Genomic DNA, 18568 nt, shown 5'->3' on the forward strand with positions numbered 1-18568 from the left:
TAAGGCGGGGAGGTCCGATAGAAGCGCGAAGCCGATGGAACCGACACGCATCGACATTCCCGACCACGCCCCGCACGTCCTCGTGGTGGACGACGACCGCCGCCTGCGCGAGCTTCTGGCCCGCTTCCTGACCGGTTCCGGCTACCGGGTGACGACGGCTGCGAGCGCCGCCGAGGCGCGGGCCAAATCGGAAAATCTCCTCTTCGACGCCCTCGTGCTCGATGTGATGATGCCCGGCGAGAGCGGCTTCGACTATGCCCGCAGCATCCGGCAGACATCGCAGGTCCCGATCCTGATGCTGACCGCCCGCGCCGACACGTCCGACCGCGTGACGGGGCTCGAAATCGGCGCGGACGACTACCTGCCCAAGCCCTTCGAGCCGCGCGAGCTGCTGCTTCGCCTGGGCAACATTCTCAAGCGCGCCGTGCCGACGGCCGGGAACGGCAACGGCGAGGCGCCCGAGACCATCTATTTCGGCCCCTTCTCCTTCCGTTTCGACCGCGGAGAGCTGCGGCGCGAGGACGACGTCATCCGGATCACCGAGCGCGAGCGGGAGATCCTGACCATCCTGGGCACGCGGGCCGGCGACCACGTGCCCCGCGAGGAGCTTGCCGGCAGCGGCGCCGCCGCTAACGAGCGCACCGTCGACGTCCAGATCAACCGGCTGCGCCGCAAGATCGAGACCGATCCGGCCAATCCCCTCTTCCTGCAGACCGTGCGCGGCGTCGGCTATCGCCTCGTCGTCGATCGATGAAGTTCAGCGCGGCCCTGAAGCACTCGCCTCTCGACTGGGCGGGACGCTGGCTCGGCAGATACCTGCCGAAGGGCCTCTATGCCCGCTCGCTCATCATCATCATCGCGCCGGTCGTGCTGCTGCAGTCCATCGTGGCCTACACCTTCATGGAGCGGCACTGGCAGCTTGTGACGCGGCGCCTGTCCTCGGCCGTCACCGCCGACATCGCCGCGCTGATCGACATCTACGAGAGCTACCCGCAGGACCGGGATGCGACGACCCTGTCGCGCATCGCCGCGGAGCGCCTGCAGCTCGACGTGGACATTCTCCACGACACGGACCTGCCGCTGCCCGGGCCGAAACCCTTCTTCTCCATTCTCGACGAGACGCTCTCCGAGGAGTTGCGCCGCCAAGTCGACCGCCCTTACTGGATCGATACGGTCGGGCGGTCGAGCTACGTGGAGATCCGCATCAAGCTCGACCAGAACAACGTGATGAGGATTCTGGCGCGGCGCAGCCAGGCCTATGCCTCGAACTCCCACATCTTCCTGGTCTGGATGGGCGGGTCGTCCTTCGTCCTGCTCGGCATCGCGATCCTGTTCCTGCGCAACCAGATCAGGCCGATCCTGCGCCTCTCCGAGGCCGCCGAGGCGCTGGGCAAGGGGCGCGAGATCGAGTTCCGCCCACGCGGCGCGCGCGAGGTGCGTCAGGCGGGCCATGCCTTCCTGGAAATGAAGCGGCGCATCGAGCGCAGCATGGAGCAGCGCACGACCATGCTGAACGGCGTGAGTCACGACCTGCGCACCATCCTCACCCGCTTCAAGCTTTCGCTGGTGTTCCTCGACCAGACGCCCGAGGTCGAAGACCTCAAGCGGGACGTGGACGAGATGAGCCGGATGCTCGAAGGCTATCTTGCCTTCGCCCGCGGCGATGCCGGCGAGCAGGCGGTCGAGACCGACCTGCGCGTGCTGCTGCAGGAGCTCCAGTCCGACGCCGAGCGGCAGGGGCACGGGATCTCCCTCGACATCGTCGGCGATCCGATCATCACGGTCCGTCCCGATGCGTTCCGACGCCTCCTCTTCAACCTCGTGGCCAATGCGGCGCGGCACGGGGACAAGGTGGAGATTTCGGCCAATCACGAGACCCGCTGGCTCGTGCTGCACGTGGACGACGACGGGCCCGGCATTCCGGCCGAGATGCGCGAGGAGGTGTTCAAGCCCTTCGTGCGCCTGGACGAAGCCCGCAACCAGGACGAAGGCGGCTCGGGCCTGGGCCTTGCCATCGCCCGCGACATCGCCCGCTCCCATGGGGGCGACATCAGCCTCAGCGACAGCCCCCTCGGCGGATTGCGGGCAACCGTGCGGCTGCCCGCCTGATCAATAGAGGCGCCCGCCCAGCGGCACGTCGCGGTCGGGGCGGACGAGCATGACCTCGCCCTTCTCGTCCGGCACGCCGAGGGTGAGGACTTCGGACATGAAGGGGCCGATCTGGCGGGGCGGGAAATTCACCACGGCCAGAACCTGCTGCCCCACGAGCTCCTCGAGCTTGTGATTGACCGTGATCTGGGCCGACGAGCGCTTGATGCCGATATCGGGCCCGAAATCGATGGTGAGCTTGAAGGCCGGCTTCCTCGCCTGCGGAAAGGCCTCGGCGGCCACGATCCTGCCGACGCGGATATCCACCTTCAGGAAATCGCCGAACGCGATCTGGCCCGATACCGAATTCGCTTGATCCATCATGCCCCCTCCTCCCGCAGCTCAGATGGCGGCTGCGGGGTTGTCCACATCCCCGTCCTCGGGACGCCTGCGCTCGCGCCGGGACGATCTGCGCCCTTCCAGCAGCGCGCGGCCGATGGCCCGCAGCGGCGCCGTGAGACGGCGGACATCCTCGGCCTGCTCCAGCACGCGCTCGCCCCGGCGCAGCTCCCTGTCGAGGCGCGCCATGGTCCGTGCGAGGGTCGGATCGTCGTCGTCCAGCCACGTGCGCATGGTGTTGGCATAGACGAGCACGGCGCCCTGCAGCTTCAGGGCTCCGAGCGGACCTTCCGTCGAGATGCCCGCCGCCGCCAGCATGAAGCGCTGGGAGTTGAGGGAAACCTGGTTGAGCGCAGCCAGGGAGGCCGGATCGTAGCGCAGGTCGCGGGAGATCCGGCGCAGCGCCTCCTTGTAGGGCGCCAGCGCATCGAAGCGGCGCATCATCACGTCGAAGATCCGCTCCCGCGCCGGCTCGCCGGCGAGATCGTCCGTCGTTCCCTCTAAGACCTGCTTGTCGATCTGGCGGGAGAGCGCTCCCAGCACCGCGCCCTTGGACGGGAACAGATCACGGAATTCCGCCAGGGAGACATCGGCCGCCTGCGCGATGTCGTTGAGCTCGATGTCGTTCCAGGACCGCTTCGCGGCGAGATCCATGAGGGCGTCGATGATCGCCTGTCGCTTGTTGGTTGAAGCTTCCGCCGGCATGGCATCCTCCTGAAAACGGGTCTGGGGAGTATCTAGGCGCTCGTCGCGCCGTTGACATCCACCGTCAGCCGGACAGCTCCTCCGCACGCCGCTTTGCCGCAGCCACGGCCTCGCGCATGAGCGCCTTGAGGCCGCCCGGATCGGCCATGAGAACCTCCAGGGCCGCCGCCGTGGTGCCGCCGGGCGACGTCACGTTCTGGCGCAGGGTCGCAGGCGGCAGATCGCTTTGGAACAGCAATTCGCCCGCGCCCGTCACGGTGGCCCGCGCAAGGCGCTGCGCGAGTTCGGGCGGCAGGCCGGCCGCGGCGCCCGCTTCGGCAAGGCACTCGACGAGGTGGAAGACGTAGGCCGGTCCGGAGCCCGAAACCGCCGTCACCGCGTCGATCAGATCCTCGGTGTCCAGCCACTCGACGATGCCGTTGCTCCGCAGCAGCGCATCGGCCATCAGGCGTTGCGCCTCGGTCACGTCGGAGCTCGCGGCAGCGCCGGTCGCGCCGCGCCCGATGCTGGCCGGCAGGTTCGGCATGGCGCGCACGACCGCCCTTGCCGCCGGCATGCGGCTGCGCAGATCGCCCATGGTCTTCCCGGCGAGAATCGACACGATGAGGGTGTGAGATCCCACAAGGCCGTTCAGGCCAGGCGCGGCCTCGTCCAGCATCTGCGGCTTGATCGCGAGCACCAGCACATCGGGCGCCGAAGGCGGATTCGCGGGATTGAGCGCAAGGCCCCTGTCGGCGCACAGGCGCGTCATCTCCTCGGAAGGTCGCGGATCGATGACGGTGACGCCGGCGGGCTTCATGCCGACGGAAAGCCATCCCTCCAGCATGGAGCCGCCCATTTTTCCCGCACCGACGAGAACGAGGGACGAGGGCAGATGGTGAGCATCGATGGGCATGGAGAACCTGGCGGGGATGATGGCGGAGGCCGCACTCTATCCACCTCCGCCCGGCCCTGTCGAGGCTCGGATCAGGCCTCGCCTTCGGTTTCGAACAGCACGCTGTCGAGGGCCTCGCGGGCCGACTTGCCGGCCCAGATCACGAATTGGAAGGCCTGGAAGTAGCGCTCGCACGCCTCCACCGCAACCCGCAGCATGGTCTCGCATTGGCCATGGGTCGGATCGGCGCCGCCTGCCAGAAGCAGGGCATGGCGGAACATCACCACGTTCTCGGAGCTCCAGAGATCGAAATGCCCGACCCAGAGCTGCTCGTTGATGCGGGAGATGAGCTGAAGAACCTCCTGCCGGCGCCGCTCCGGAACCTTCAGGTCGAAGGCGCAGGCGACATGGAGCGCCTCCACGTCCTCAATCCAGGTGAAAGCGACGTGATAATCGGCCCATTGCCCCGACACGGAGACGGACATCTCGTCCGTCGCCGCCCGATCGAAGATCCACTGACGCAGGGACGCGAGCCGCTCGACCACGTCGAGCGGGTGTTCCATGCGATCAATTTCGAAGTGAAGTTGCGACATATCGATCCAAAGGGCTTGGACACTGAATACTGAAACATATTCAGGCAATAGCATTACGTAGATTCAGGGATAAGTCAGATTCTATCCTGCCGAATACGTTCGGTATTCAGCAGCCTCGTCCGCCCCAACCACGAATCAGCTCATGAATCGACAGTCTTAGATTTTGGCCCGGGCCACAATGCGTCGGTATGACCTGTCCACAACAGGCGGTTTCACCTGAAGGAGTAATGCAATCGAGTTGCGTCAGGCCGTGGTCGGAGGCGTGGCGCCCGACTGGTCCAGCTTCGCCTCGAGGGCCTTGATGCGGGCCTCCAGACGCTCGTTCTCCTCGCGGGCGGCGGCGACCATGTCGCGCAGGACGTCCACCTCTTCGCGGGTGGCCACGTCCATGTCCTTGATGAAGCGCTCCATCTGCCCCTTCACGATGGTCTCGACCTCCCGCCGGACCCCCTGGGCGGCGCCGGCCGCATCGGTGGCGAAGCGGGCGAGTTCGTCGAAAATCCGGTTGGAAGACTGGGTCATGATGGGGTCCGCGATCATTCAGGGCAGGCCGGGGCCTCGGTGGTTCACACATGGGCGCATTCGCGCGAAACTGCAACAGGGTTGACGATCCGGGTTCTGCGGGTCCAATGGCAGCGTGTTCGATCAAGGCGTGCCGATGGCCCTTTCTGCCCTTTCCTTCCCCATCATCGATCCCGTCGCCATCAGCATCGGTCCCATTGCGATCCGCTGGTATGCGCTGGCCTATGTGGCGGGCCTCCTGGGCGGCTGGTTCTACGCCAAGCGGCTGGCGGCCCGCAGCGCGTACTGGGGTCCCCTGCGCCAGCCCCAGCCCGTGGACATCGACGATCTGATCGTCTGGGTCGCCCTCGGCGTCGTGCTCGGCGGGCGTATCGGCTACGTGCTGTTCTACAATCTGGGCAACTATCTGGCCCATCCGCTCGAGATCCTCGCCGTCTGGCGCGGGGGCATGTCGTTCCATGGCGGGTTCGCGGGCGCGGTCCTGGCGATCGTTCTGTTCTCCCGCGCCCGCAGCCTGAATCCCCTGGCGATGCTCGATCTCGCCGCCATCGTGACCCCCATCGGCCTGTTCTTCGGGCGCATCGCCAACTTCATCAACGGCGAGCTGTGGGGCCGCCCGGCGCCTGATTTTCCCTATGCGGTGGTCTTTCCCCATGCGGGCCCGGTGCCGCGCCACCCGAGCCAGCTCTACGAGGCGTTCGGTGAAGGATTGGTGCTCTTCCTCGTCATGATGTGGGCCGTGCGCCGCTTCGGCTTCCGCCGCCCCGGGCTCCTCGGGGGCATCTTCGTGCTCGGCTACGCGGTCGCCCGCATCGTCTGCGAGTTCTTCCGCGAGCCGGACGAGCAGCTCGGATTCCTGTTCGGATCCTCCGTGCAGGCGCTCGGCGGCGGCATCACCATGGGCATGCTGCTCTCGGTTCCCATGGCGCTCGTCGGTGCAGCCTTCATCTGGTTCGCGGCGCGCGGGTACACGCGCCCCACCGCCACGCCGGAGCCGGCGTGAAGCCGCTGGCGGACCGTCTGCGCGAGCTGATCGCCCTCGAAGGGCCGATCACGGTCGAGCGCTACATGGACCTCTGCATCCGGCACTACTATGCCGGTCGCGATCCGCTCGGCGCGGCGGGCGACTTCACGACGGCCCCCGAGATCAGCCAGATGTTCGGGGAGCTGATCGGCCTGTGGATGCTGGAGGTCTGGCACGGCATGGGCCGCCCGGTCTCCTGCCGCCTGGTCGAGCTCGGCCCCGGGCGCGGCACCCTCATGGGCGACCTGCTGCGCGCATCGCGGCTCCTGCCCGACTTCCGCTCCGCGGTCTCCGTCCATCTCGTCGAGACGAGCCCTGCCCTGCGGGAGCGCCAGCATGCAGCCCTGCAGACATCGGGCTTCCGGATCGAGTGGCATGACCGTTTCGAGGAGGTGCCTCCCGGCCCCGTCCTTCTCGTCGCCAACGAGTTCTTCGATGCCCTTCCCGTGCGCCAGTTCATGGCCACCGAACGCGGCTGGTGCGAGCGCCTCGTCGGCCTGGAGGAGGATCGGCTGATCTTCGGCCTTCGCGCCGAGCCCGAAAAGGAGCTGGGGCGCCCCTTGCGCCTCGGCGACGTGCTCGAATGGCCGGCGGCCTCGATGGAGGTCGCGAAGGCGCTCTCTCGCCGCCTGGCCCAGGACGGAGGCGCGGCCCTGATCGTCGATTACGGCTACGAGGGCCCCGCCTTCGGCGACACGCTGCAGGCGGTGAAGGATCACGCCTATGCCGACCCTCTCGCAGAGCCCGGCGAGGCCGACCTGACGACCCATGTGGATTTTCAGCGCATCGCCCAGGGCGCATCGGACGAGAAGGTGCGGATCCACGGTCCGGTCACGCAGGCCGACTTCCTGCTGGCCCTCGGCATCGAGGCGCGGGCGGCGGGGCTGAGGCAGAAGGCGACGCCCGCGCAGGCGGCCGACATCGACCGCGCCCTTGCGCGCCTGACGGAGCGCGGCCCCAAAGGCATGGGGGAGCTCTTTAAAGTTTTGGCGCTAGCCCATAATGACCTTGAAGCCCTGCCCGGGCTGCCCGCCCGCTCCCCCCTCTCGGCATGAACCGGAAGCCATGTTCATCGAAGCTCCTGAACTCGCTGCTTATCCCAATCTTCATCATGCCTTCTTCACCCGCCGCGGCGGCGTGTCGGAGGGCATCTATGCATCGCTGAACGGTGGTCTGGGCTCGTCCGACGATCCGGCAAGGGTGGCGGAGAACCGCCGCCGCATGACGGGCGAACTGGGTCTCGCCCCCGAGGCGCTGATCAGCGTCTATCAGGTGCATTCGGCCGATGCGGTGATCGTCGAGGGCCCCTGGACCGGCGAGCGGCCGCGGGCCGACGGCATGGCGACCTCGATCCCCGGACTGGCTCTCGGCATTACCACGGCCGATTGCGGCCCGGTGCTGTTCGCCGATCCGCATGTGGGCGTCATCGGCGCGGCCCATGCGGGCTGGCGCGGCGCCTCCTCGGGCGTGCTGGAATCCACCATCGAGGCGATGGAGCGGCTCGGCGCCCGGCGCGAGAAGATCGTCGCCGTGCTCGGCCCCACCATCAGCCAGGCGGCCTACGAGGTCGGCCCGGAATTCGTCTCCACGCTCACCGGCCTCGACGCGGAGAACGAACGCTTCTTCGTGCCGAGCGAGCGGGAGAACCATGCCATGTTCGATCTTCCCGGCTATATCGGCATGCGCCTCGAACTCGCGGGGATCGGCGAGTTCGCCAATCTCGGCCTGTGCACCTATTCCGACGAGGAGCGCTTCTTCAGCTATCGCCGCACGACCCATCGCGGCGAGCCCGATTACGGGCGGCTGATCTCGGCCATCGCCTTCACTCCCTGATGCCGGCCACGTCCGGCGTCTCCCAGGCCAGGTGCTGTCCGCCGTCGACGGCGATCATCTGGCCGGTCACGCTGCGGGCGCGCGCCAGGTAGAGAACCGCGTCGGCGATCTCGTCCGGCGCGCTTCCGCGCCCGAGGAGCACCGCCCGGCTCTGCTTCGCGAAGTCCTCATCCTCCTGCCGCTCGTTCGCCAGCGTCGGCCCCGGGCCGACGGCATTGACGCGGATCCGCGGCGCCAGCGCCTGCGCCATCGTCTGCGTTGCCGTGAAGAGGGCGGCCTTGGTCAGGGTGTAAGAGAAGAATTGCGGCGTCGGCTTCCAGACGCGCTGGTCCACGATATTGACGATGCAGCCGTCCCGGTCGGCGGGCAGCTGGCGGGCGAAGTCCTGCGCCAGGAAGGCCGGGGCTCGCAGGTTCACGGCGAAGTGCCGGTCCCATCGGGCATGGGTGAGGCTTCCGACCTCGTCGGGCTCGAACTCGGAGGCGTTGTTGACGAGGAGGGTCAGGGGTCCCAGCGCCCGCGCGGCATCGTCCACCAGCCGGCCGACGGCCACGGAATCCGCCAGATCCGCCCGCACGACGGCGGCCGAGCCGCCATCGGACCGGATCCGCGCGGCGAGATCCTCGGCCTCCCGGGCCGAGCGGTTGCAATGGATGGCGACGGCGTAGCCCTCCCGGGCGAGCCGCTCGACGATGCGATGGCCGATCCTCCGTGCCGCTCCGGTCACGAGCGCAGTCTGCATCATGGCTTTCCTTAAGGGCCGGTTAGGGTGTGTGTCGAAAGCACAACGGGTGCCCCGAAAAGAACATTTTCGATTTTGGCCGTCGAACAAAAAATCGAGCTGGGCGTTTGGAGTCGCAAGCGATGCCAAAGGGGAATAGCACGCAATCAACCGCCACAATGCTGCCATAGTGCCTTCGCGCGCTGTGGTTGTCATGTCACAGCCCTCATGCGGCTCTCGCTCTATAACAGACGTGTTGTCTGACTCGGCCCCGGGTTCTCCAGGGTCGTGTAGGCCAGGACATCGATAGGAATGTAATTATGAAGAAACTTCTTCTCGCCAGTGTTGCCCTTTTCGGCTTTGCCGGCGTTGCCTCGGCTGCGGATCTGCCCGTCCGGACGGCTCCTCCGGCTCCGATCGTTGCAGCTGTTCCGATCTTCACCTGGACCGGCTTCTACGTGGGCGTGAACGCCGGCTATGGCTGGCAGGATAACAACCAGAACTCCGTCTTCGTGCCTGCCGGCACCTTCGCGGCGCCCTTCGCCGGCGCCAGCGGCGTCGTCGCGTTCGGCGACGAGAGCGGCGACGGCTTCGTCGGCGGCGGCCAGATCGGCTACAACTATCAGTTCGGCTCCTTCGTGGCCGGTGTCGAGGCCGACCTGCAGTGGGCCGATCTCGGTGCTGACCGTGGCCTGGCCACCTTCCCGGGCACCTTCCCGCCGAGCTTCGTCGCGGCCGGCACGGCTGGCGGCATCGACTGGTTCGGCACGGTCCGCGCCCGTCTCGGTGTGGCCTTCGACCGCGCTCTCATCTACGCCACCGGCGGTTTCGCTTACGGCGGCGGCGACACCAACGATGAGTTCAACGGCATCTTCTTCAACAACAACGGCAACAACGACGTGCGTACCGGCTGGGTGCTCGGCGCGGGCATGGAATATGCCTTCACCAACAACCTGACGGCAGGCATCGAAGGTCTGTGGGTCAACCTGAACGGCGACAACAACGGCACCTTCGTCGGCAGCTACGTTCCGGCCGCGGGCGCCGACCGCACGGCGGTGTTCGTGCCGGGCGCCGACAACGACGACGACGCCGACTTCTTCGTGGCGCGCGCCAAGCTGAACTTCAAGTTCGGCACCTACTAAGACCTGCCGTTTCGGCAAACGGAAAGGCCCGGGGAAACCCGGGCCTTTTTGTTGTGCCTTACGCCGGCATCTTCGTCTTACTGAAGGCCGGAACGCGCGCCTCGAAATCCGCCAGCCAGGCGACCAGCCTGGGATAGGTCTGCCGCCAGCTTCCGCCCATGCGCAGGTCGAGATAGCCGAGGGCGCAGGCCAGGGCGATATGGCCGATATGAAGGTTCGCGGAGGGGGTCGAGAAGTGTTCCTCCGCATAGTCGAGGCCGCGCTGGACCTTGCCGATCTGATGCTCGACCCATTTCGGCTCGCGCTTGTCGTCGGACCGCCAGCGGCCCTCATAGACCTGCAGCAGCGCCGCATCCATGATTCCGTCGGCGAGAGCCTGCTGGCGCAGGGCGACGAACCTCTCCCAACCGGTCGGCAGGATCCGCCCGCCGCCGGCAAGATGGTCGATATATTCCACGATCACGCGCGAGTCGTAGAGGGTCTCCCCGTTCTCCAGGACGAGCGTCGGGATTTTTCCCAGGGGGTTCTGCTGGCGCAGCGTGTCGTCCGGGTTGGTCGTGTCGGCCTCGACGGCTTCGATACGATCCGACAATCCGACGAGCGACGCCGCGATCTTGACCTTGCGGCCGAAGGGAGATGCGGGAGAGGTGCGAAGAGTGAGCATGCGAGACATCCTGCCAAAGGAACGGATGCCTTCATGACCGCTCGGCGCTCGGGCAGCAACGGATTTATGCCGCCGGTCCGAAGTTCTCGCAGCGATAGCCGCCGTAGCGCCCCCGGGACAGGCGCTCGGCGAGAGCCGGCAGAAGAACTTCCGCCTCCTTCTGCAGGGCCCAGGGAGGATTGAGCACGAAGAGGCCGCTGCCGTTCAGGCGGGTCGGATCGGCCGGATCGTCCACGAGCAGTTCGAGGCGAAGGCCCGGACGCGGGCTTTCCGCGTGGAGCCGTGCGGCCACCGCATCCACGGGCTCCAGCGCCTTGATCGGATACCAGCCGGCATAGACTCCGGTCGGCCACTTCCTGAGAGCCGTCAGCAGTTCCGTGCCCAGGCGCTCCAGCTCGTTCGGCTTTTCGTAGGGCGGATCGATCAGCACGAGCCCGCGCTTCTCCTTCGGCGGGATGAGCGCGTGCAGCGCGGTCCAGCCGTCGAGATGCATCACCTTCAGATTCGCGACCGCGTTGAAGGCCTCGCTCAGAACCGCGTGATCCGCCGGGTGAAGCTCCACGAAGACCCCGCGATCCTGCCGCCGCAGGAGCTCGCGGACGATGGCGGGCGAACCGGGATACGCGGTCTCGCCATGCCGCGCCCGCACGTCGGCCACCACCTTGCGGTAGGGCTCCAGCACCTCCTCCACGTCGGCGGAGAAGGGATCGTCGAGCCTGCCGATTCCGTCGACCCACTCCCCCGTGCGGCCGGCCTCGTCGCCCGCGAGATCGTAGAGCCCGATCCCCGCATGGGTGTCGACGACGCGCAGGGGCGTCTCCTTGCGCTGGAGATAGGCGAGGATCCGCACCAGGAGAGCGTGTTTCATGACGTCGGCGAAATTGCCGGCGTGGAATGCGTGACGGTAATTCATAACCCGTGCCTTATCGGACCGGCGGGATCGTAACCTCGCCGGCGCGGCAGCCGCTTCGGTCGACCTCGGGACAGGTGCGGAAGCCGCGCAGGTCGCGGTCGAGGCAGATCCGGACCTCCTGAAGGACGCGCCGGCCGCACGACACCGCGATCATATCCGGGCGCAGGTTGGGATTGGCTGCGGCAAAGGCCCGCTCGACCTCCACCGGCATGACCTTGGCGCCAGACGTCACATTGCTGAAACTGTCGGGGATCCGCACGAGCTCCCGTGCACGCCGCACCGCCCGGAAGTAGCCGCTCGGGCTTTCCCCGGTGCAGGTCCCGTGCTTGCGCCACTGGTAGCGGGCCAGGTTGTCGTCAGGGAAAAGCCCGCTCGCCTCCTCGACCGCCGCGCGAGGAGCGAAGCGCCCGCCGGGCTCACAGAAGCTCGGATACCCCTGCTCGTTCTGCGGCCACAGGCCATGGACCACGAAGCCGAGGCCGCTTCCCTCGTCGCATTGCCGGCGCTTGCCGGCGCTGCCGCTGGTTTCGCAGAAACCGGGCGACCAGGACAGGGCGAGGACGTAGAAGTCGAAGGCGCCCGCCGGGGCGCCCCTCACCTCCCGGACCGGCTGCGCCGTGGCGGGAAGCACTGCGAGCCACAAGGCGCCTGCCAGGGCCAGGCACCGGCGACGGATCAAGGCATGGCCTGCTTGCAGTGCGGCGCGTAGGCGTAGTGACGGTCGAGGCCGTCGACGCAAAAGTCGGTGCCCCAGCCGATGCCGATGAACCCGAGCTGCTCGCCGATCGAGTAGTTGATGCGCCGCTTATAGCCGTCGGACACGATCACGGTCCCGGAGCAGAACCGGCGCGGAATGTAGTCCAGCCCCCAGGGGCGCCAGGCGACCTGCTGCACCCGCTCGAAACCGACGATCGACAGGCTGGAATTCCAGAACCGGCGCTCGCGGGTCGCGAAGGTCGACGAAATGTCCTGAAGCACCGAAGGGTCGCTGCACGCCGGTAGGCTGGCATAGAAAGGGTGATCGCGCCGCTCGGCAGGCGTTACCTCACGAGCCAGCGCGGGCGCGCTCAACAGCGCGCAGGTTAGGAAAGCCGCCAGCCACTTCATCGTCCATGCTCCAACAGATCCGTTGACCTCATTCTCGACCATGTGGGCGGCGCGCGACAAGGTCAAGGCTCCGCTTGCGGGTTTAATAGATTCCCGAGCCGGTCAGGGCGAGCGGCTGGCCCGCCTGCGGTCTCGCATAGCCCGGCGGCGCATAGGTCTGGGCCGGAGCCTGTTGCATCGGCGCCCTGGGATATCCGGCCCCGGACGGCGGCAGATCCGCGGAATATCCTCCGGGAATGGGCGAGGCGGCGGAGTATCCCTCCTGCGGCACGTCCTGCTCCATGTCGATGGGAGCCAGGTCGGATGGCGCCGCGGCCTGATAGACCTGCCGGCTCTGTTCGGGATCGATTCGCGGCTCGAATTTGAGGATCGGTTTGCAGATGCGCCGCTGGCCCTTGGGATCGTGGCGGGCGAGGTCGATGTGCAGGTGATCGTAGTGGAAGGCATCCGAGCCCGGGCCGAGAACGGTCGTGAAATAGCGGCAGGCCCCGACGAAGACCTCGCGCAGGAACTCCTGCTCGGCCGGGCTTCCCTTCCAGCCCTTCACCACCGTGACCTCCCGCCCGTCGGCAAGGGCGAAGCCCATCACGTCGAGGGCATTGCCGAAGGCATGTTCGGAATATTTCGCGCCCCGCTGGTTGTTGCGCGGACGGCAGGAATAGGAGCCCGCCTTCAGGTCGGCGAGCGGAATGCCGAAATACATCATGGCGGCCGGCTTCACGATCTCGTCCAGCCACGCATCGATGCGGGGGATGATCGGACAGGCCAGCGTCACCTTCGACTTCAGCCCCACGGAGCCGTTGGTGAAGGCCGAAACCTTGAACGGGTAATCCATTCCGCAGACGCCGGGGCCGTCGATCTTCGACGACAGGGCCATATAGGCGGAAGGCTGAACCATCCGCTGAGACAGGCACGCTTCCTCGGCCTGCGCACGCCAGGGCTCGCGCTGTTCGAAACGGAACAACCCGCACCCCGTGAGCCCAAGTCCGACAAGCGATAGGGCGAAAAACGCAACTAACCCATGACGCATGGCGGCAGACTAGCCGGCCGTGCGTAAACATCCCGTCAACGGCCGGGATGACTCCTTCAGGAGGAGCGCCGTCTCGGCTCCTCGTCCTCCAGAGCGTTTGCCTGCTGTTTCAGCGGCTTGAGCAGGCGAAGCGTCAGGAAGGTCATGGCCGAGACGACGACGGCCACGTCGTAGGCTCCCAGCCCCACGGAGACGCCGACCGCCCCCGTTGCCCACAGGCTTGCCGCGGTAGCGGTGCCTTTGACCGAGTCCTTGAGGCGCAGGATCGCTCCGCCGCCGATGAAGCCCATGCCGGTGATGAGCCCTTCGATGATGCGGGCCATGGCATCGGCATCGCCCTGGGTGAACTGCTCGGTCGCCTGGATGAAGCCGCAGCTCGCGACCGCCACGAGAGGAAAGGTTCTGAGCCCTGCGCTGCGCTCCTCCTTCTCGCGGTCCCAGCCGACGGGAAATGCGAGGGCATAGGCCACGGCAAGGGCGATGAAATGGGGCAGGACCTTGAACGTGCCGAACACGTCGAGAACTTCAACCATGAAACCTTTCCCGGCGAGGAGTCCCGCCGCCCTGGCACTCCGAACGGATCCGCCTTCGCACGATGCGTAGGCGCGAAAGGAAATCCTGGTGCAGCGGGGCGTGTTCCGGCAAGGCCCCACGCCGAATCATGGCGGAGCCCCTGCCTCCGTCCGGCCTCGCGGACCGGGCTCTTTCCTGAAAGAGGGGCTACCTTCCGGCCGACCGCGAAAAAATTTTCGCCTCGGGACCCGACGATTTCTTCGCTGCCAGGACAAGAGGTTAACAGATCGTTAACCATTTCGACCGTCGCCCCGGCTGCGTGCTCTGGCCGAGTCGGCCTTTCCAGGTCGGGTTCGTTTTGTTAGCGTCCTCTCTATTCAGACAGGGGATTGCCATGAACCTGACGTCGAATCTGGACTGGATGTACGGGCTGAATATCGCCGCAGCCTGCGTTTCATTGAGCTTCATCTGCGCCATTGTCGTCGGCGCTTTCTGAACGGCCTTTTTCGCGGGCCGCAGACGGCCCCATCCCCATACAGAACTCAAATCCTCGAAGCTGTCGTGATCCCACGGCAGCTTTCATGTTTCCGGACAGGGCGTTTCCGTGAAGCTCCAGGACATGACGTTGATCTCCATCCGGCACTGAGCCAGCCTCGGCCCATCGGCTGTCCTGAGGCAGACCTGCTCGCCGGGCGCGAAGATGCGCCCCTGGGCGCGGCAGTAGCAGTCGAGCGGATTGTGCGCCGGGCCCTGCGCCCGGTGGATCCTGGCTTCGTCCATGGCGCCGGCAGGCGCCGCGATCGTCAGGCCGAGAAAGACAATGACGCCACGCATGCTGCATCTCCGTCCGTCATTCCGGCAAGGATGCTCCTCCTGTCACTGTCCGAGGTCAAGCAGGGATCAGCCCCACCGCTCGGCGGCCTCGTCGTCCATCCCTTTCGCCTCCACCCATGTGCCGGCCGTCCCGTCCTTGAGGTGCTCGCGCTTCCAGAACGGCGCCTGGGTCTTGAGGTAGTCCATCAGGAACTCCGCGGCCTCGAAGGCCGCCCGGCGGTGCGAGGAGGCGGTGAGGACCAGGACGATCTCGTCCCCGGGGCGGATCTTGCCGAACCTGTGGATGACCGTGAGCCCGTGGAGCGGCCAGCGTTCCGCCGCCTGGACGGCGATGCGGCCGATCTCGGCCTCGGCCATGCCGGGATAATGTTCGAGCTCCAGGGCCGACAGGCGCCCTCCCTCGTCCCGGCACAGGCCCGTGAAGGCCACGACCGCCCCGATATCCGCACGCCCGTCCGTGAGGGCGGCCGTCTCAGCGGCCACGTCGAAGCTCTCGGCCTGTATCCTGATGGAAACGATCACGGATCACGGGCTCCCTCTCTGGGGCTCAGCCCCCGGTCATCGGCGGAAAGAAGGCGACCTCGCGCGCCCCAGCAATGACGGTCTCGGGCTTGACGTGAACGTGGTCGACGGCGGCTCGGATGACGGCCTCGTTCTCGAAGGCGTGCTCGTATTCCTCGCCGCGGGACCTCAGCCACCGCACGAGATCGGCAACGGTCGCGACCCCCTGGGGAAGCTCCACGTCCTCGTCCGGCTTGCCGACCCGTTCGCGCACCCAGGCGAAGTAGACGAGCTTCATGGCGTCAGCCCTCGTCGATCATGTGATGAATGCCGGTCTTGAGATAGTCCCACCCGGTATAGATCGTCAGGATCGCGGACGCCCACAGGAGGACGATGCCGATCAGCATCGTTCCCGGCATCACCGCCTCTCCGGCAGGACCGGCGATGAGAAAGCCGACGGCGAGAAGCTGGAGCGTGGTCTTCCACTTGGCCACCCGGCTGACGGGCACGCCCACCTTCAATTCGGCCAGGAACTCGCGAAGGCCCGAGACCAGGATCTCGCGGCACAGGATGACGATGGCCGCCCACAGAGCCCAGCCGTGGATCGTCCCGTCTGCCACGAGCATCAGGAGACAGGCCGCGACCAAGAGCTTGTCCGCAATGGGGTCGAGCATGCGGCCCAGGGCGGATTGCTGCGCATAGGTTCGCGCAACGTAACCGTCGAGGTAGTCGGTGATGCCGGCAACCGCGAAGACGATGAGCGCGAACCAGCGGGACCAGTGGTCCTCGGGCCAGAACAGCAGCGCCACCACGGCAGGAACCGCCGCAAGCCGACCGTAGGTCAGCAGATTCGCGAGATTGAAAGCCTTGGACCGGCGCATGGTGGGAGCGGTGCTCATAAGTTCGGCAGGAAACATGCCGAGGGATGGTCCGTCAACCTGACCAGGCCGACTTCCTTGTACTTGGGGGACGTCGAGGGCCCGGCAACCGGAGCAACGCAACTTTGTTGTGGACACTGCGGGAGACGGAAACGTGAGGACGAGCGCACTCCTCACCCCCGGTCGTGGAAGAAGTCGAACACCGCCCTGGCCGTGGCGGCATTCACCCCGGGGGTCTTCATGAGATCCTCGAGCGCGGCGCGCTGGATGGCCTTGACGGTCCCGAAATGGTGCAGGAGCGCCCGCTTGCGGGTCGGGCCGATGCCGGGGATCTCATCGAGGGGGTTCTTCACGAGCTCGCGCTTGCGCTTGGCGCGGTGCGCCCCGATGGCGAAGCGGTGCGCCTCGTCGCGCAGGCGCTGCACGAAATAGAGCGCGGGATCGCGCGGCGGCATCTTGAACGGCGCCTCGCCCGGCTTGAAGAAGGTCTCGCGCCCGGCGTCGCGGTCCCGCCCCTTGGCGATGCCGACGAGCGCCACGTCCTGCTCGCTCACGCCCACCTCCGCCAGGGCCTGGCGGGCGGCCTCCAGCTGTCCCTTGCCGCCGTCGATCAGGACAAGGTCCGGCCAGGCGGGGAAGCTGTCGTCGTTTCCCCGGCCCGCCTCCGCGTCCGGCGCATCGGGCATCCGCGGCTCCTCCTTGACCAGCCGTGCGAAGCGGCGCTGCAGCATCTCGCGCATCATACCGTAATCGTCCCCGGGCTTCAGGTCCTCCGACTTCATGTTGAAGGTGCGGTAGTGCTGCTTCATGAAGCCGTTCGGACCGGCCACGATCATGGCCCCGACCGCGTTGGTGCCCATGATGTGGGAATTGTCGTAGACCTCCACGCGCCGCGGCGCCCGGCTCATGCCGAAGGCCTGGCCCAGGGAGACGAGAAGCTTCTGTTGCGAGGCCGTGTCGGCGAGGCGCCGGCCCAGGGCCTCCTTGGCGTTGCGCAGGGCGTATTCGATCAGCTGACGCCGCTCGCCGCGCTGGGGCGCATGGATCTCCACCTTCGCTTCCGCCCGGGTGGAGAGGGCCGCGGCCATCAGCTCCGCGTCCTCGATCTCGTGCGACAGCAGGATGGTGCGGGGAGCGGGCTTGTCGTCGTAGAACTGGGCCAGGAAGGAGGTGAGGACCTCCTCCGGCGATATGGACTTGTCCGCCTTCGGGAAATACGCGCGGTTGCCCCAGTTCTGCCAGTTGCGGAAGAAGAAGACCTCGACGCAGAACTGCCCGGCCTGCTCATCGAGGGCGAACACGTCCGCCTCCTCCACCGACTGGGTGTTGATGCCCTGCACGCCCTGGATCGCCGAGAGCGCGGCGAGCCTGTCGCGGCAGCGCGCGGCGCGCTCGAATTCCAGCTCCTCCGCCGCCTGCTGCATCTCTTCCGTGATGCGCGCCTTCACGGCATTGGACTTGCCGGACAGGAAGGCGCGCGCCTCCGCCGCGAGGTTGGCGTATTCGTCGAGAGGGATCTCCTTGGTGCAGGGGCCGGAGCAGCGCTTGATTTGGTAAAGCAGGCACGGACGCGTGCGGTTCTCGTAATAGCTGTCGTTGCAGGAGCGCAGCAGGAACGCGCGCTGCAGGGCGTTGATGGTGCGGTTGACCGCCCACACGCTGGCGAAGGGGCCGTAATAATCCCCCTTGCGCTTGCGCGACCCGCGATGCTTGACGAGTTGCGGCGCCTCGTGATCGGCCGTCAGCAGGATGTAAGGCAGAGACTTGTCGTCCCGCATCAGCACGTTGTAGCGGGGCTTGAGCTGCTTGATGAGGTTGGCCTCCAGCAGCAGCGCCTCGGTCTCCGTCGCCGTGGTGACGAACTCCATGGAGGAGGTCTCGCCGATCATCCGGGCGATGCGGTTGGAATGGGCCTGCCCGCGCGCATAGGAGCCCACGCGGGCCTTCAGGCTCTTGGCCTTGCCCACATAGAGGACGTCGCCCTTGGCATCGAACATGCGATAGACGCCCGGCGCGTTGGGCAGGGTGGTCCAGAACCGCCGGATGACCTCCGTCCCACGCTGGACCGACCCCGGATTGGCCTCGAGGTCGAACTCCACATCGGAACCGCTCTCGACGGAGACGGAGTCATCCTCCTCGTCGGTCAGGATCTCCGGAGGGACGTCGTTATAGGTGTTGCGATTCATAAGCGAGATTTAAGGTCTCGCGATTCCATGGGGAAGAGCCT

23 protein-coding genes are annotated in these 18568 nt (G+C 66.7%); 6 read left to right on the plus strand and 17 right to left on the minus strand.

What is annotated here, in order from left to right; all coding sequences use genetic code 11:
• The first annotated feature begins 34 nt into the window (after positions 1-34).
• A complete protein-coding gene (locus LGR44_RS01200) occupies positions 35-754 on the plus strand; it encodes a response regulator (RefSeq protein WP_226736356.1) in 720 nt (239 codons plus the stop codon).
• Complete coding sequence (locus tag LGR44_RS01205) at positions 751-2109, plus strand: ATP-binding protein (RefSeq protein ID WP_226736358.1); 1359 nt, start codon at positions 751-753, stop codon at positions 2107-2109. Before LGR44_RS01200 ends, LGR44_RS01205 begins: the two co-directional genes overlap by 4 nt.
• Here LGR44_RS01205 and LGR44_RS01210 read toward each other — a convergent pair whose 3' ends face one another.
• The 5 genes from LGR44_RS01210 to LGR44_RS01230 form a co-directional block, all read right to left on the minus strand.
• On the minus strand, positions 2110-2469 hold the full coding sequence (locus tag LGR44_RS01210) for a tRNA-binding protein (RefSeq protein ID WP_226737079.1): 360 nt from the start codon (positions 2467-2469) through the stop codon (positions 2110-2112).
• A gap of 21 nt (positions 2470-2490) precedes the next feature.
• A complete protein-coding gene (locus LGR44_RS01215) occupies positions 2491-3192 on the minus strand; it encodes a TetR/AcrR family transcriptional regulator (RefSeq protein WP_226736360.1) in 702 nt (233 codons plus the stop codon).
• Between the two features lie 64 nt (positions 3193-3256).
• A complete protein-coding gene (gene proC, locus LGR44_RS01220) occupies positions 3257-4087 on the minus strand; it encodes a pyrroline-5-carboxylate reductase (protein WP_226736362.1) in 831 nt (276 codons plus the stop codon).
• A 71-nt stretch (positions 4088-4158) separates the two neighbouring features.
• On the minus strand, positions 4159-4659 hold the full coding sequence (locus LGR44_RS01225; protein ID WP_226736364.1) for a type III secretion system chaperone family protein: 501 nt from the start codon (positions 4657-4659) through the stop codon (positions 4159-4161).
• Between the two features lie 243 nt (positions 4660-4902).
• Positions 4903-5181: an accessory factor UbiK family protein gene (locus LGR44_RS01230; protein ID WP_226736366.1), complete on the minus strand. Its 279-nt coding sequence runs from the start codon at positions 5179-5181 to the stop codon at positions 4903-4905.
• A gap of 136 nt (positions 5182-5317) precedes the next feature.
• Here LGR44_RS01230 and lgt point away from each other — a divergent pair, with 136 nt between their 5' ends.
• From lgt to pgeF, 3 genes are read left to right on the plus strand one after another with little or no spacing between them, the layout of a single operon-like run.
• Positions 5318-6184, plus strand: a complete 867-nt coding sequence (lgt, locus tag LGR44_RS01235; RefSeq protein WP_264196269.1) for a prolipoprotein diacylglyceryl transferase — start codon at positions 5318-5320, stop codon at positions 6182-6184.
• Entirely contained in the window at positions 6181-7260 is a 1080-nt protein-coding gene (locus LGR44_RS01240; protein WP_319004795.1) for a class I SAM-dependent methyltransferase, read from the plus strand. The genes lgt and LGR44_RS01240 overlap by 4 nt, the downstream gene beginning before the upstream one ends.
• Before the next feature lie 10 nt (positions 7261-7270).
• Positions 7271-8038, plus strand: coding sequence for a peptidoglycan editing factor PgeF (gene pgeF, locus LGR44_RS01245; protein ID WP_226736368.1), 768 nt, complete (start codon positions 7271-7273; stop codon positions 8036-8038).
• Here pgeF and LGR44_RS01250 read toward each other — a convergent pair.
• The gene (locus tag LGR44_RS01250; protein WP_226736370.1) at positions 8028-8783 is read right to left on the minus strand and encodes an SDR family oxidoreductase; all 756 of its coding nucleotides are present in this window, start codon (positions 8781-8783) and stop codon (positions 8028-8030) included. The two genes, pgeF and LGR44_RS01250, sit on opposite strands and share 11 nt — an antisense overlap.
• Before the next feature lie 296 nt (positions 8784-9079).
• Between LGR44_RS01250 and LGR44_RS01255 the strand changes: the two genes are divergently transcribed.
• Complete coding sequence (locus tag LGR44_RS01255) at positions 9080-9901, plus strand: outer membrane protein (RefSeq protein WP_226736372.1); 822 nt, start codon at positions 9080-9082, stop codon at positions 9899-9901.
• Between the two features lie 58 nt (positions 9902-9959).
• On the opposite strand, the gene LGR44_RS01260 is transcribed toward LGR44_RS01255, so the two are convergent.
• The 11 genes from LGR44_RS01260 to uvrC form a co-directional block, all read right to left on the minus strand.
• Positions 9960-10565, minus strand: coding sequence for a glutathione S-transferase family protein (locus tag LGR44_RS01260; protein WP_226736374.1), 606 nt, complete (start codon positions 10563-10565; stop codon positions 9960-9962).
• A gap of 64 nt (positions 10566-10629) precedes the next feature.
• A complete protein-coding gene (locus tag LGR44_RS01265) occupies positions 10630-11478 on the minus strand; it encodes a 23S rRNA (adenine(2030)-N(6))-methyltransferase RlmJ (RefSeq protein WP_226736377.1) in 849 nt (282 codons plus the stop codon).
• Positions 11479-11488: 10 nt separating this feature from the next.
• On the minus strand, positions 11489-12157 hold the full coding sequence (locus LGR44_RS01270) for a ribonuclease T2 (RefSeq protein WP_226736379.1): 669 nt from the start codon (positions 12155-12157) through the stop codon (positions 11489-11491).
• The gene (locus LGR44_RS01275; protein ID WP_377033346.1) at positions 12154-12585 is read right to left on the minus strand and encodes a hypothetical protein; all 432 of its coding nucleotides are present in this window, start codon (positions 12583-12585) and stop codon (positions 12154-12156) included. The genes LGR44_RS01270 and LGR44_RS01275 overlap by 4 nt, the downstream gene beginning before the upstream one ends.
• Before the next feature lie 82 nt (positions 12586-12667).
• A complete protein-coding gene (locus tag LGR44_RS01280) occupies positions 12668-13549 on the minus strand; it encodes an extensin-like domain-containing protein (protein ID WP_226736383.1) in 882 nt (293 codons plus the stop codon).
• A gap of 122 nt (positions 13550-13671) precedes the next feature.
• Positions 13672-14148 carry an MgtC/SapB family protein gene (locus LGR44_RS01285; RefSeq protein WP_226736385.1) on the minus strand — a complete coding sequence of 159 codons (477 nt, stop codon included), beginning with the start codon at positions 14146-14148 and terminating at the stop codon, positions 13672-13674.
• A 559-nt stretch (positions 14149-14707) separates the two neighbouring features.
• A complete protein-coding gene (locus tag LGR44_RS01290; protein WP_226736387.1) occupies positions 14708-14962 on the minus strand; it encodes a hypothetical protein in 255 nt (84 codons plus the stop codon).
• 66 nt (positions 14963-15028) lie between these two features.
• On the minus strand, positions 15029-15484 hold the full coding sequence (locus tag LGR44_RS01295; RefSeq protein WP_226736389.1) for a molybdenum cofactor biosynthesis protein MoaE: 456 nt from the start codon (positions 15482-15484) through the stop codon (positions 15029-15031).
• Positions 15485-15509: 25 nt separating this feature from the next.
• Entirely contained in the window at positions 15510-15761 is a 252-nt protein-coding gene (moaD, locus tag LGR44_RS01300; RefSeq protein WP_226736391.1) for a molybdopterin converting factor subunit 1, read from the minus strand.
• A 4-nt stretch (positions 15762-15765) separates the two neighbouring features.
• Complete coding sequence (gene pgsA, locus LGR44_RS01305; protein ID WP_226736393.1) at positions 15766-16380, minus strand: CDP-diacylglycerol--glycerol-3-phosphate 3-phosphatidyltransferase; 615 nt, start codon at positions 16378-16380, stop codon at positions 15766-15768.
• Positions 16381-16514: 134 nt separating this feature from the next.
• On the minus strand, positions 16515-18527 hold the full coding sequence (gene uvrC / locus LGR44_RS01310; protein ID WP_226736396.1) for an excinuclease ABC subunit UvrC: 2013 nt from the start codon (positions 18525-18527) through the stop codon (positions 16515-16517).
• Between the last annotated feature and the right edge of the window lie 41 nt (positions 18528-18568).

This window comes from Microvirga lenta (assembly GCF_020532555.1).
In the GTDB taxonomy this organism is placed as follows: domain Bacteria; phylum Pseudomonadota; class Alphaproteobacteria; order Rhizobiales; family Beijerinckiaceae; genus Microvirga; species Microvirga lenta.